Origin of the sequence: Streptococcus sanguinis, assembly GCF_050234405.1 — a bacterium.
GTDB classification, from domain to species: Bacteria; Bacillota; Bacilli; order Lactobacillales; family Streptococcaceae; genus Streptococcus; species Streptococcus sanguinis_W.
Genome location: NZ_CP092117.1, coordinates 355,176 through 369,232, shown reverse-complemented (window position 1 = coordinate 369,232; position 14,057 = coordinate 355,176). Strand labels below are relative to the sequence as shown.

15 protein-coding genes are annotated in these 14,057 nt (G+C 43.8%); all 15 read right to left on the bottom strand.

Going from position 1 to position 14,057, the window contains the following annotated elements:
- Positions 1-233: 233 nt before the first annotated feature.
- The 15 genes from dnaJ to MFP28_RS01840 all read right to left on the bottom strand — a co-directional run bounded on the left by dnaJ (position 234) and on the right by MFP28_RS01840 (position 13,860).
- Positions 234-1,367, bottom strand: a complete 1,134-nt coding sequence (dnaJ, locus tag MFP28_RS01910) for a molecular chaperone DnaJ (RefSeq protein ID WP_002908024.1) — start codon at positions 1,365-1,367, stop codon at positions 234-236.
- Between the two features lie 137 nt (positions 1,368-1,504).
- Positions 1,505-2,137, bottom strand: coding sequence for a DJ-1/PfpI family protein (locus MFP28_RS01905; RefSeq protein WP_002908023.1), 633 nt, complete (start codon positions 2,135-2,137; stop codon positions 1,505-1,507).
- A gap of 227 nt (positions 2,138-2,364) precedes the next feature.
- A complete protein-coding gene (dnaK, locus tag MFP28_RS01900) occupies positions 2,365-4,194 on the bottom strand; it encodes a molecular chaperone DnaK (protein ID WP_002908022.1) in 1,830 nt (609 codons plus the stop codon).
- A 136-nt stretch (positions 4,195-4,330) separates the two neighbouring features.
- Complete coding sequence (gene grpE, locus MFP28_RS01895; RefSeq protein ID WP_002908021.1) at positions 4,331-4,867, bottom strand: nucleotide exchange factor GrpE; 537 nt, start codon at positions 4,865-4,867, stop codon at positions 4,331-4,333.
- 35 nt (positions 4,868-4,902) lie between these two features.
- A complete protein-coding gene (hrcA, locus tag MFP28_RS01890; protein ID WP_032907828.1) occupies positions 4,903-5,937 on the bottom strand; it encodes a heat-inducible transcriptional repressor HrcA in 1,035 nt (344 codons plus the stop codon).
- A 163-nt stretch (positions 5,938-6,100) separates the two neighbouring features.
- On the bottom strand, positions 6,101-6,829 hold the full coding sequence (locus MFP28_RS01885; RefSeq protein WP_002908017.1) for an ABC transporter permease: 729 nt from the start codon (positions 6,827-6,829) through the stop codon (positions 6,101-6,103).
- Positions 6,822-7,679 (bottom strand): ABC transporter ATP-binding protein, encoded by an 858-nt coding sequence (locus MFP28_RS01880; protein ID WP_032916319.1) that lies wholly within the window; start codon positions 7,677-7,679, stop codon positions 6,822-6,824. The genes MFP28_RS01885 and MFP28_RS01880 overlap by 8 nt, the downstream gene beginning before the upstream one ends.
- A 23-nt stretch (positions 7,680-7,702) precedes the next feature.
- The gene (locus tag MFP28_RS01875) at positions 7,703-8,275 is read right to left on the bottom strand and encodes a DUF2812 domain-containing protein (protein WP_002908015.1); all 573 of its coding nucleotides are present in this window, start codon (positions 8,273-8,275) and stop codon (positions 7,703-7,705) included.
- On the bottom strand, positions 8,275-8,598 hold the full coding sequence (locus tag MFP28_RS01870; RefSeq protein ID WP_002908014.1) for a PadR family transcriptional regulator: 324 nt from the start codon (positions 8,596-8,598) through the stop codon (positions 8,275-8,277). The genes MFP28_RS01875 and MFP28_RS01870 overlap by 1 nt, the downstream gene beginning before the upstream one ends.
- Before the next feature lie 207 nt (positions 8,599-8,805).
- On the bottom strand, positions 8,806-9,594 hold the full coding sequence (locus tag MFP28_RS01865) for a M15 family metallopeptidase (protein WP_002908013.1): 789 nt from the start codon (positions 9,592-9,594) through the stop codon (positions 8,806-8,808).
- Positions 9,581-10,279 carry a histidine phosphatase family protein gene (locus MFP28_RS01860; protein ID WP_002893724.1) on the bottom strand — a complete coding sequence of 233 codons (699 nt, stop codon included), beginning with the start codon at positions 10,277-10,279 and terminating at the stop codon, positions 9,581-9,583. The genes MFP28_RS01865 and MFP28_RS01860 overlap by 14 nt, the downstream gene beginning before the upstream one ends.
- 99 nt (positions 10,280-10,378) lie before the next feature.
- Positions 10,379-11,080 carry a histidine phosphatase family protein gene (locus tag MFP28_RS01855; protein WP_002902348.1) on the bottom strand — a complete coding sequence of 234 codons (702 nt, stop codon included), beginning with the start codon at positions 11,078-11,080 and terminating at the stop codon, positions 10,379-10,381.
- A gap of 136 nt (positions 11,081-11,216) precedes the next feature.
- Positions 11,217-12,113, bottom strand: a complete 897-nt coding sequence (locus MFP28_RS01850) for a hypothetical protein (RefSeq protein WP_002908012.1) — start codon at positions 12,111-12,113, stop codon at positions 11,217-11,219.
- Positions 12,114-12,245: 132 nt separating this feature from the next.
- Positions 12,246-13,583: a PFL family protein gene (locus MFP28_RS01845; RefSeq protein WP_002902345.1), complete on the bottom strand. Its 1,338-nt coding sequence runs from the start codon at positions 13,581-13,583 to the stop codon at positions 12,246-12,248.
- Positions 13,584-13,593: 10 nt separating this feature from the next.
- Entirely contained in the window at positions 13,594-13,860 is a 267-nt protein-coding gene (locus MFP28_RS01840) for an ACT domain-containing protein (protein WP_002893729.1), read from the bottom strand.
- Between the last annotated feature and the right edge of the window lie 197 nt (positions 13,861-14,057).

Genomic DNA, 14,057 nt, shown 5'->3' with positions numbered 1-14,057 from the left:
TTTATACATATAGTATTATCATATATCTTTTAGGAAATTTTTACAATAGATTTTACTTAAAAAAACAATTAATTTTTGTAAAAGTAAATAGAGAAAATCTCTTTACGCTTTTTATTGTGAATTTCTTTTAATTAAAAGGCTGATTAGAGCTGCTCTCTTACTTGGCTACATTTGCCAAATGTCCTTCTAGAAAACATAAAAAGAACAGCATTAGGCTGCTCCTTTTTATCTGTTTACAAATCTTCCAAGGCATCTTTCATTTTGTCGAAGAAGCCTTTTTTCTTAGGATTGACCGAGATATTGCCAGCTTCCGCAAATTCTTTGAGGGCCGCTTTTTGACGGTCGTTGAGGCCAGTCGGTGTCACAACATTGACAGTAACATACTGGTCACCCATGCTTCCACCACGCAGACTCGGTGCTCCCTTGCCACGCAGGCGGAAACGCTTGCCAGTCTGTGTTCCTTCTGGGATATTCAGCTCCACATCCCCGTGAACAGTTGGAATATCTACGCTGTCACCAAGAGCTGCTTGGACAAAGTTGAGATTGAGCTTGTAGTAAATGGTAGAGCCATCTCGCTCAAACTTGTCACTCGGCTCAACTTGAACCACGACATAAAGGTCACCATAAGGACCGCCATTAAAGCCTGCCTCGCCTTGACCAGACAGACGAACCTGCTGACCAGTTTCCACACCAGCTGGGATTTTCACCTTAACGCTGTGAGCCTGTTTTTCATGACCCGTTCCGTGACAGGTTTCACAAGGACTTTTGATTTCTTTTCCTCGGCCATGACAGACATCACAGGTCACTTGCCGACGCATCATGCCAAGCGGTGTCTGGGTATCAACATTGATAACACCTGATCCATGGCAGCGACCACAGGTAACAGGGCTAGTTCCTGGCTTAGCACCAGACCCGTCACAGGTACGACAAGTCGCTTCGCGGTTATACTTGATTTCCTTCTCAACTCCGAAAATCGCTTCTTCAAAGCGGAGATTTACACGATACTGAAGATCATCCCCTTGGCGCGGAGCATTAGGATTACGCGAAGCGCCACCACCAAAGAAGCTAGAGAAGATATCTTCAAAGCCGCCAAAGCCGGAGCCATCAAAGCCACCGAAGCCGCCTGCACCACCGCCAAAGCCACCATTAGCTCCCGCTGCACCGTATTGATCATAGGCTGCCCGCTTTTGCTCGTCGCTCAGCGTTTCATAAGCCTCTTGGACTTCTTTATATTTGTCCTCCGCCCCAGCTTCCTTATTAATATCGGGGTGGTACTTTTTAGATAATTTCCGATAGGCTCTCTTGATCTCATCCTGAGAAGCATTCTTAGAGACACCTAGACGGTCATAATATTCTGTATTGTTCATGTAAGATACCAAGACCGTAAAATTCGACTGAAAAATAGGAAATCAGGCGACGGAGCGATGCTCCTAGACAGATTTCTCTTTTTTCCAAGAATTTAGGTCGGGTTCAGTTCCTTTCTTTAAATTTTAGAAAATATTGATCAGAGGGTATTTTCAAATTCATGCTTCATTTCAGCAAACTCTTCTTCTGATAAAGTGAATATCAAGTCCTCTTCCGAATACTGATTCCGTTCTTTAAAATAGTTGTCAGCATTATCTACCAAACCTAGACTAAGAAGCACTTTTCTCGCAAACGCTTGATGTGCACAGCCAACAGCTGTAATGATGTTCTTATCTTGCAGGACCGCTTTAGCTTTGAAATTCTCCCGTGGAAGAAATTCAAAATAGTCAAAGAAGTTTTGCCAAATCCCACCAGTAAATTGAGTGCCCTTCAATAAACCTGCTTTCGCCAATAAAATGGGCGCTGAGGAAATAGCTGCAATCAAAATCTCTTGCTGCTTCAAACTTCTTAGGAAAGAAAGCAATTTTTCATCATGCAGAGCAGGGGCAATATTTATCATTCCTGGCAAAATGACACAAGAATAGTCTTCGATAACTACTTCATCCAGTGTCCTAGTAGGTTGACAGGCTAATCCATCTTCCAATCTTATAACATTTCTATCTGAACCAGCATAATCAACCTCAATACCAAAAGATAGAGCTAAAGTACTGGTCAGATCAACTACTTCATAAAGTGAAAAATTAGGATAAATTAAACAGAGCACTTTCTTCATAAGCGTCACCCTCTAGTTTAGCGAAAAACAGAGGCTGGGTTGCAACCTCTGGATTTCTTCCTATCATTACGACGTGAAATTTTCAAAACAATATTTTTTGAAAAATTTTTGACGCGGTAGCTGATTGGATTTTAGGTTCGTCTTTTAGACTCCCAAAAATCCTAATCATCCTCGCGGGGGTTCGACTACGAACTAAAAACTTTCAATTTTTAGTTCTGTCTCACCGCCTATTTCTCAGTAAACTCTCCGTCTACAACATCGTCGTCTGCTTTAGTTGAGCCTGCGTTTTCAGCTCCTTCCGCTCCTGCTTGGGCTTGTTGAGCCGCAGCAGCTTGTTCATAGAGTTTCACTGCCAACGCTTGAGCTTTTTCGTTGAGAGCTTCCAATTTCGCTTTCATGTCGTCCAAGTTATTATCTTCTTGCGCTTTCTTAAGTTCATCAAGAGCAGCTTGGGCAGCGTCACGCTCTGCGTCGAAGCCTTTGCCTTCTGTTTCCTTGATAGTCTTTTCAGTCGCAAAGATAGCTTGGTCAACTTCGTTACGAAGGTCAACTTCTTCTTTACGTTTCTTATCTGCTTCAGCATTCGCTTCTGCATCCTTCATCATGCGGTCGATTTCTTCGTCAGTCAGGCCGCTGTTAGATTGGATGACAATGTGTTGTTCTTTTTGAGTTCCAAGGTCTTTAGCTTTAACAGATACGATACCGTTCTTGTCAATGTCAAATGTTACTTCGATTTGAGGGATTCCACGAGGAGCAGCTGGGATATCTGTCAATTGGAAACGTCCAAGAGTCTTGTTGTCTGCTGCCATTGGGCGTTCACCTTGAAGAACATGGATATCAACGGCTGGTTGGTTGTCCGCTGCTGTAGAGAAGACTTGTGATTTAGAAGTTGGAATTGTTGTGTTGCGGTCAATCAGCTTAGTGAAGACACCACCCATTGTTTCGATACCAAGTGACAATGGTGTTACGTCAAGAAGGACAACGTCCTTAACATCACCAGTGATAACACCACCTTGGATAGCAGCACCCATGGCAACTACTTCGTCAGGGTTTACTGATTTGTTTGGCTCTTTACCAGTTTCAGCTTTAACAGCTTCCACAACTGCAGGAATACGAGTTGAACCACCAACCAAGATTACTTCGTCGATTTCTGACAAGCTCAAGCCTGCGTCAGAAAGAGCACGGCGAACTGGTTCTTTAGTGCGCTCTACCAAGTCACGAGACAAATCGTCGAATTTGGCACGAGTCAGAGTCATTTCCAAGTGGAGAGGTCCAGCGTCGCCAGCTGTGATAAACGGCAAGCTGATTTGAGTAGAAGTTACACCTGAAAGGTCTTTCTTAGCCTTTTCAGCTGCATCTTTCAAACGTTGAAGCGCCATCTTGTCATTTGACAAGTCGATGCCGTTCTCTTTCTTGAACTCAGCTACCATGTGATCGATAATCTTTTGGTCAAAGTCATCACCACCGAGTTTGTTGTCACCAGCAGTTGCCAATACATCAAAGACACCATCACCCAACTCAAGGATTGAAACGTCAAAGGTACCACCACCTAAGTCAAAGACCAAGATCTTTTCTTCTTTATCTTGTTTGTCAAGACCGTAAGCAAGGGCTGCTGCAGTTGGTTCGTTAACGATACGTTCTACTTCAAGACCAGCGATTTTACCAGCGTCTTTAGTCGCTTGCCGTTGTGCGTCGTTAAAGTAAGCTGGCACTGTGATAACTGCTTTGGTTACTTTTTCACCAAGGTACTCTTCCGCATAACCTTTCAAGTATTGAAGAATCATAGCTGAGATTTCTTGTGGAGTGTATTCTTTACCGTTAGCAGCTACTTTTTCAGATGTTCCCATTTTTGATTTGATGGAAATGATTGTATCTGGATTTGTTACTGCTTGACGTTTTGCCGCATCACCAACGATGATTTCACCATTTTTGAATGACACTACAGATGGTGTTGTGCGATTTCCTTCTGGGTTTGCAATGATTTTGCTTTCAGTTCCTTCAAGAACTGCAACTGCTGAGTTTGTTGTACCTAAGTCAATACCGATAATTTTAGACATATTTTTACCTCTTTTTACTTTAATTTATTTTCAATACTCTTTGGTTCGCTTCGCGCACTATTGCAAAGCTGAACAATTTTTTATCTTTCTTCATAGTTTATTGTCGTTTCGGACAAGATTTTTCAAGTTTTCTAGCCTAGTTATAGACCACTACCATAGCCGGTCTTAGGATACGGTCATGAAGTTTGTAGCCTTTTTGGAAGACCTGCGCTATAGTGTCAGCTGGGTGCTCATCATCAGCTGGAACTGTTTGAATGGCCATATGATAGTTATGGTCAAAAGCTCCGTCAGCTGGGATTTCTTCGATACCCTCTTCTTTGAGAGCATGAATCAAGCTTTCCTGCACCATTTCCAGCCCCTTTTTGACATCATCTGTCAGACCTTCAACGGCAAGCGCGCGCTCCAGATTATCTATCGAAGGCAAAATAGCTTTTGCCAAGTCCTGGCTGCGGTATCTTTGCAGCTGCTGGCGTTCTTCATTTGCTCGGCGCTGGATGTTCTGCATTTCTGCATGAGCGCGGAGATATTTGTTTTCAAAATCTTCTGCCCGCTCATTAGCTAGTTCTAACTCTGATTTTTCAGGGCTTACTGATTCAGCTTGTTCAGCTGTTTCTACAGCTTCCTCTTTTACTTCCACATCTTCTGGATGTTCTTCTTGTTTATGCTTTGCCACAAGGCACCTCCTTTTTAGGAATATTTATACTATATTTAATGGACTTCGTAGTGATTGCTGCTCAAATAGCGATAGAAGTCTGTCAATTTCATGGTCAGAACGCGATTGACGACATTCATCTGACTGACTAGCCGCTGGTAGTCAAGATTGACCGGACCGACAACTGCCAGCACTCCGAAGCCTCGATAAGGAATCAGGAATTTGCTGGAAATTAGTGTCAAATCAGCCAAACAGCTTTCTCTACTGTCTGCCACGCGCACACTTTGCATCTGATCTTCAGCCAAACTATCGCGAATTTCAAATGCTACTTTCTGCGGGTCATCAAAAAACTGATAAGCTGACAGATCTGAAAATTCCAAGAGCTGAACCTTGCCAGACAGAATCACATTTTCCTTGAAAATATCACCAAAGATATGCTCAAAGAGCTGGATGACATTGTCTGTCGTAGTGAAATAGCGTTGGATAATCTGCGGAATTTCCGTCCGAATCTTGTAATGGATGTCCAGTACTGTCTGTCCCAAGAACCGCTCCCTTACTAGGCCTTTAAGCCTATCCAGGTCTTCTCTTAGGAAGTTTCGCGGAATCATAAACTGACTGGTAATGGTATTGGACTCATCCAAGGTGAAGACCGCCAGAGCCGTGTGCTGACTGAGCACTACGATGTCAAAAGCTGTCAGGCGCTGCCGACTGGGTTCTACATCCAGTGCAACAACCGTACATCCACTGAGCTTGGTCAAAAGGTCTGCTGCCTGTTGAAGAATGTCCTCCAAGTTGAAAAACTCATGGTCAAAGGCCTTGATAACCTCATAAAGTTCATTCTCAGCGAGACGATCAAAGGACAGAGAATGCTTGACGAAGTACTGAAAACCAGCCACGCTAGGCTTACGGCCGCTAGACGTATGCGCCTTTTCCAGAAGCCCCTGCTTTTCCAAAGCCGCCATATCGTTTCGGATAGTAGCACTACTGGAATTGATAGAATCCTGCAGGGCTTTGGATCCGACCGGCTCGTGAGTCTTGGTAAAGATATCAATAATCAAATTCAAAATCTCATTTTGACGCTCCGTGACCACGGCATCACCTCCAATCAAGATTCTGCTGTCAATTAGCACTCAACCACCTCGAGTGCTAACTCATGATTCTATTATACACTCTTCTACTCCAAAGTCAAGACAAAAACTCAAAAAATTAGCACTCTTTTTACAAGAGTGCTAAAAACCGGTCTAGCGACCTAGATTAGTCGTCCAAGATTTGCAAACGGCGCATCAAATAGAAAGAAAGTCCCGCAAAAAGAAGCAGCCAAACTAGCAGAGCCAAAAATTCTCCGCTCCATAAATGGAAATGAGACCAATCTTTCATATAACTACTAAAGAGGCCCATAAAGCTATAACGCAGCACCTTAAATAAATCCTCGCTCATATTGGAAAACATAGGAATAAATGCCGCCAAGAGCATGGCTGGAACACTAAGGGATTGTGCCATGACCTGATTTTTACAAAACAGACCAACCATTAAAAAGAAGAAAATTAGGACCAGCATGGTCAATAAGAGAACCAAGCTATAGCTGAACAGATGATTAGAAAGCTTAGCTCCCACCAAAAGTGGGGTAATGACGATATAAAAAATCCCAATAATCGCTGGCCAGATTAAAGCAGAGAGAATGTATTGACCAGCTGTCACACCAGCCAAGCGCAAACTTTGCAAATTATGTTTTTCTCTTTCCTCAGCTAGGATGATGATAATGGGTGTTCCAACTGACATGGCTAGAGAGAAAGGAAGAGAGATAGTAAGCAACATAGTAGCTAGTTTATCCGCTCCAATTTCCTTACCTGCTCCATTCAGAGAAAAAATAAATTTATAGAGAAAAATGAGGAAAATCGGCATAAAAACCTGCAATAGGATACTTTTATTAGCTAGTGTCACTTGACCTCTCAGCCAAATCATACCTTTTAATTTATTAGACATTTAAGGTACCTCCTGTCAAAGTGATGAAAACATCTTCAAGAGTTGGTTCGCAGGAATGAATACTGATAACATTGGACAAATCCAAGCCTCCTTGCAGTTCCTCAAAGGCCACCGTCTTAGTCGTCAAGTCTACATATTCTAAACGAACCTTCTTATCCGTATTGTACTTCTGAATAATCTCATGCGGACTACCCACTTCGACTAGTTTCCCTTTACTTAGCAAGGCCAAGCGATCACACAAGAGGGTAGCTTCCTGCATATCATGAGTGGTTAGGAAAATAGTTGTTCCCTGCGCTTTTAGTTCCAGCAGTAATTCATGAATGGTGCGAGAGGTTGACGGATCCAAACCACTGGTCGGCTCATCCAAGAAGAGCAGTTTAGGTCGATTAATCAAGGCACGCACCAATAACATCCGCTGCTTCATACCGGTAGATAATTTTTCCGCCACCTTGTTGCGACTATCATAGAGGCCCACTTTTTGAAGAAGTTCATCAACTTCTGCCATCTTAACCCCAAAGAGCATAGCATAAGCCTTGAGATTCTTATAAAGTGACATCTTTTCATAAAAACCGCTGCCATCGCTGACAATCCCTATCTGCTCTAGGACTTCTGCCTTCAAATCCTCAACCGGTGCAGACAGCACATGAGCTGATCCAGCATCTGCAGACAACTGACCAGTCAAAATATTGATAGTCGTGGTTTTACCAGATCCAGACGGCCCTAGGAAGCCAAAAATCTCTCCCTCTCGGATGGAAAAATCAATTCCTGCTAAGGCTTCTTGTTCCTTGAACTTCTTTTTCAAGCCTTGCACTTCAATAATCGTCTTTTTCATTGTTTTCCTCGCTTTCATAACAGTATTTAACAAAACCGCAATCAATTTTTCAGTTCCTGCCTCATTTTCCAAAAATGCAAGGCAATATGGACCAGCTGACAGAACAGAATAAGCAATATAAGACAGTCTATTGCTAAGATTGATTTGAATAATAGACTTGCTTTCAAACTCTTCTGGAAAATATCTAGAATGAGATAGGTAGTGACACACAAAACCATGATGGCTGGTAAAAACCGCCATACAAGCAAACGCTTGACCATTTCTAGCTTAGACCATGCGTCATTATAGATTTCAAGAGCACTGTCTGCATCAATCTGAGAAAACGGCTTGCGGAAATAGGAAAACTGATTAAAGTTTGTAATATGCTCCCAACCGCAATCTTTAAATAGTTGATAATAGGATTCTTGCTCCGCCTTCTTTATGGGGCGAAAATCTAATTGATAGGCCACGTCCTGAGGCGGACATGATTCAAATGTATAACGAACCGCAACAAGAAAGGGAGAATAACTTACTTTTTTCAATTTCCAGCCTTGGCTATGCATTTGTTTAAAATAAGCTGTTTCTCTGTTATAGTCTGCAATGGTAAAGATTTTATAGACAATCTTCTTTTCCATCAAACTTCCTCCTTACTATTGCGGTAAAGGCGCTCAATCCGCTGGATTTCCAACTCTAAAATCTGGCTTCCAAGCTCCGTGATAGAATAGAGTTTTCTCTTTTCTTCCTCACGAACAAAGGCAATCAGACCATCTTTTTCCATCTTTGCCAAGGTCCCGTACATGGTTCCAGGGCTGATAGATAGCTGTCCTTCTGTCAGCTCCTTGACTTTTTGAGTAATACTGTAGCCATGCCTCTCTTGCTGAAGACAGAAGAGGATATAGAAACCTGTCTCTGTCATTGGCACATAGACTCTCCTAAGCTTTTCTGTCAATCCACTCATCTTTTCATCTCACTTTCACCTCGATATATCGAATCTTGATATAAAAATTATATCGCAGTCCGATATAGTTGTCAAGGGTTTATAAATATTTTTACAGAAAGTGATTCATTTTTATCTTTCAATACTTGTAGTTGATTTGATCAGAAGTTAAAAGGATTAGAAATCTAAATCGGCATAAAAAAAGCCAGGAACACCTGACTTACTTTTTTATTTCCCTGCTGCTTTGAGTAGGGCGATATATTCTTCCAGAACCAGATTATGCTTCTGCATATACTGGGCATTCTCCACACCGACATAACGGTAATGCCAGTTCTCAAAATCAACTCCAGTAATGTCACTCTTGCCATCTGGATAGCGAAGGACAAAGCCATACTGCGGAGCTAGTTGGGCAATTTTGGCTGCCAATTCATCCTCCTGGCCTTCTGGAGCACTCATATCAATAGCCAAGCCCGTTTGATGCTCGCTGGCTCCTGGAAGCTGCACCTGCTTCAGCACGATGCTGACTGCTTCTTCATTTGATAAGCCTTTGGCGACTTCCCCAGCAACTTTTTCGTTATAGAGTTCCTCCTGCTCAGATCGGCTGCGATAGCCAGAGATTAAAGTTTCTTCAGGAGCTATCGTCTGGGCTGCAGCTAGGAATTGCCGAGTATTTTCAGCAATGCGGCTGTCGACCTGGACCTCTCCGATCTGAGTCAGATCAGGTGTTTTTTCTTCTTGCTGGTTGTCTCGATTGACCAAAATCAAATTCCAGTCAGTAGAAGACACCTTGGGCAAATCAGACTGCGAGCTCTCTGAGCCAGAAGAGCCTTTCGTAGCAGAACTACTAGACGAACCCGAAAACTGAATCTTTGCAAGCAGATCTTGTAACAAGGACGGACGGAAATAAATCGCCGTTCCTCCAGCTGCCAGACACAAGACGATTAACAGCAAAAGTGTCAACCCAATCTTTTTAGACTTCGATTTTCTCTTTTCTTTGCGATGTTTAGCGCGCTTCAACTTCTTCCTCCATTACTTTGGCACCGGCCTCTCGATAAGACATGTCTCCGACGCAAGCTACTGTGAATTTACCGTCTTCATAGTCTACAACCGTCACACTGCCATTGTCCAAACCATGAGGCCGAGTTCGATTGATTAGATAGACAAAGGTTCCGATGGTCATGCCGTGGCTGACTACAAGGGCATTGCCACCGCCAGCAGCTTCCAGCTCCTCAGCTATGGCTGAAAAGCCTTCCCAAATTCGGCCGCTGAGCTTTTCCCAGTTTTCTGCCCAGCCAGCTGTATCGACTTCTACAAGACCTTCTGCCAACTCAGCATAGCTAAGCTGATGAACATGCTCAATATTGAAAACCCGGGGCATCACACCCATAAAGAGCTCTCCATCATAACCACCATCAAAACTGCCAAAGCACCATTCGCGAATCCGTTTGTCAAAGGTATAAGGAATCTGATCTGTCAAACCCAGCTCCTCTAGAATAATGCCCATGGTCTGAATAGTCCGGCCGCTGTCGCTGGAGCGGGCCAATTTGAAATCAAGCCCAGCTTCTCTCAAGCCAATGCCCAACTCATGAATGCCACGTTCCCCAACTTCAGTCAAAGGGGTATCAGACCAGCCTTGAGCTCGACCGATAGTATTAAACATGGTTTTGCCATGACGAACCAAGTATAATCTTGTTTTTGCCATTTCATTTCCTCCGTTGTTCTTTTCACATTATACCATTTTATGAAGAAATTGGCGCCATCTGGCTTTCAAAGCAAAAAGCAGGAGTCTCAAAACTCCCGCTCATTCTTGATTTTCTCGGTCCAATATAGCTGCGCCGATCTGACGGTAAGACACATCGCCCAGAGCTTGAATGCTGAAGCGACCATTTTCATACTCCAACACTGTGACACTGCCATTGTCGACATTAGGATTTTTCGTGATATTCTCATCAACCAGATAAGCCAAAGTACCAATGGTCATGCTGTGGCTGACGACCAGAGCATTGCCACCGCCAGAGGACTCCACCTCTCTAGCAATGGCTTCAAATCCTTCTAAAATCCGACCGCTAAGCTTGTCCCAAGGCTCAGCCCAGCCAGCCGAATCCACTTCTACCAGACCATTCGCCAAATCCGGCCAACTGAGCTCTTTGTAATTATCTGTCTCAAGAACTCGTGGGATAACGCCATGAAAGAGCTCACCCCCATAGGCACCATCAAAACTTCCGAAACACCACTCCCGGATGCGCTTGTCATAGCGATAGGGAATCTGGCCAGTCAAACCCAGCTCCTCTAGGATAATCCCCATGGTCTGAATGGTCCTGCCGCTATCACTGGAAAAAGCCTTGATAAAAGGCAAGCCAGACTCTCGCAATCCGATACCCAGCTCACGAATACCGCGCTCGCCTTCGGCAGTCAGCGGCGTATCAGACCAGCCCTGTGCCCGGCCGATAGTATTAAACATGGTCTTGCCATGACGGATAACATAGAGTCTTGTTTTGGACATAGTTTACCTCTTTTATTTTTGTTTGTTGTAGTAAATTTTGAAAAAGGCCTTCGAATTCTTTAGGATAAAGAAGAGGGAGAAGTCAGTTCTCCGCTATGATGGACAGCGGCTCACCGTGAAATCAGCATCTAATCAACTATAGAGACTTAATATGAACTTTGACGGCACTGACACACCCAAGAATAATGTACAGATAATGGAGCCAATAATTAAGACCAAACTGTCCGGATAAAGCGGCTTTATTAATAGCGATAACGGCTTGCAAAATATGGCCTTCCCCCTGATAAAAAGAATTAGCATAACCGATTTGAACAGCTAAAAAGCTCATCGTTAAAGTAAAAAAGAAACTTGCCACAATGCCTAAAACAGAAATCCCTTTTACAAACTTTTCATAGCAAGCAATGCTAAATAGCAGTGTAAAACCTGATATGAAGCCCATGGCCAAGGATGCACCTGTCAGGAAGAAGACAAGGCATGCACCAAACAAACTAGTCAAGAAAGCCCCGACAATCCCCAGGAAATAATGTATTTTCTGCGGACTTTGATGAGGAAGGGAGCGCTTTGTCACCTTATCCTGTGAGATGGAAATCATTCGCTCATAGCTAGATGGCGTGAGATAGAGCCAATCTCCTTTGAACTGATACAGGTCCACATCTCCAGTTTCACCGGTTTTCTCACAGGCGCTGACCAGCCCTTGTTCCTCAAAGTAGCGGGTGCAATCTTCGATAGCCTCCTCCAAAATATCCGGCAGCAAATCTCGGTCTTGATTAGCCAAAATCTGACAGGCTAGGCTATAGCCAGCTCTCTCAAAATCAATCAAGACCTCGGAATCGTTGATCAGAGCTTCCAAGGTATCTCGACCAATATAACCCTGCTCACATCTGACTGAAAAGAAAATCGCAAATTCATCGCCATCTGTTATGGTCTCTAGATAAAAAGCATAATCTCTTCTACAGCCATATATAATTCCGCTCTCTTTATCAAAATCCAAACCTAAATCAAGGGCCAGCTCAGCTAGCTCTCTTTTATTCATAACCTAAACAATCTCCTTATAATCTCCTACATTTCAAGCATCCAGCTAGACTCAATCCCGCAAACCCCTACTCGGAAACTGAATAGCTGTCCTTTATAATGCTTTCTTAAAAGCTGTTTCAAATCTAGCTTTTTAATTTTTAAAGCTGTGAATAGGCGCTGGAATTTGACCGCCCCGCGCGATAAAGGCTGCTGACGAAGCCTGATTGACCTTCATGACCGGAGCTGTTCCCAAGAGCCCGCCAAATTCAATCATATCACCTTCCTTGCCCTTCGGAATAATCCGCACAGCTGTCGTCTTCTGATTGATAACGCCAATCGCTGCCTCATCCGCAATCATGGCTGCGATGGTTTCAGCTGGTGTCGTCTCTGGAATGGCAATCATATCCAAACCTACCGAGCAGATAGCTGTCATAGCTTCCAACTTTTCTAGATTTAGCGAGCCATTTTGCACAGCCGCAATCATTCCCTCGTCTTCTGAAACAGGAATGAAAGCACCAGATAGACCACCAACCTGATTGCAGGCCATAACACCGCCTTTTTTGACTTGGTCATTGAGTAAGGCAAGCGCCGCCGTCGTACCATGAGTACCGACTGTTTCTAAGCCCATTTCTTCTAAGACACGGGCCACTGAATCCCCGACCGCCGGTGTTGGAGCCAGACTCAAGTCAACAATCCCGAACTTGACGCCCAGACGCTGGCTGGCCATCTGACCGACTAACTGACCGATACGGGTGATTTTGAAAGCCGTTTTCTTGACTGTTTCAGCCACCACGTCAAAGCTCTCACCACGGACCTTTTCCAGAGCTCGCTTGACAACACCCGGCCCAGAAACACCGACATTGATGACCACATCTGCTTCACCGACACCATGGAAGGCGCCCGCCATGAAAGGATTATCCTCCACCGCATTGGCAAAGACGACTAGCTTGGCCGCACCCATGTCAGAAAGCTGGGCCGTTTCCTTGATAATCCGCCCCATATCCGCAACCGCCGTCATGTTAATACCTGTCTTGGTCGAGCCGATATTGACAGAGGAGCAGACCTTATCCGTCTCAGCCAAAGCACGTGGAATAGAATTAATGAGGATTTCATCCCCTTTTTGATAGCCCTTTTGAACCAAGGCAGAGAAACCACCGATAAAGTCAACACCGATTTCCTTGGCTGCCTTGTCTAAAGCCTTGGCCAACGGAACATAGTCACTGCTGTCTGTCGCTGCCCCAATCAGAGAAATCGGAGTCACTGAGACCCGCTTATTGACGATGGGAATCCCAAGCTCTGCAGCAATTTCATCCCCAACTGCCACCAGGTCTTTCGCTTTGGTCGTGATTTTTTGGTAAATCTTCTCCGCTGCCCGTTCAATATCTGTGTCGATACAGTCTAAGAGTGAAATGCCCATGGTGATGGTCCGAATATCAAAATTCTGCTCCTCAATCATGGCAATGGTTTCTGTTACTTGTCTAATATCCATCCTTCACTCCTTAGATATTGTACATGGCATCAAAAATAGCTGCGCTTTGAATGTTGATTTTGACATTGAGCTCTTGTCCGAAAGCTTCAAACTCATTGCGAAGGGCCGTAAAATCTTGCTTTTCATCACTTGATACCAAGGCCATCATGGTAAAATATTCCTCCAAAACGGTTTGGGAAATATCGTCAATATTCAGCCCCAGCTCCGCAATTTTAGTGGAAACTCCGGCTACAATCCCTGTTTTATCTTTTCCGACAACGGTAATAATTGCTTTCATGCTTGGCTCCAATCATTTTTAGTTTGTCTCATTGTAGCATAAATTCGAGGATTTTGTATACTATTTCAGAAAATAAAGACAGAAGGTTCGGATATTGCAAATAGCGCTCGAAACAAGGAAAATTCTCCTACGCTCAGCAATTCATCTGAGAGACCATTTTGGGCAACTTTGTATGTTTTTTCTATTTTCATTTGAAA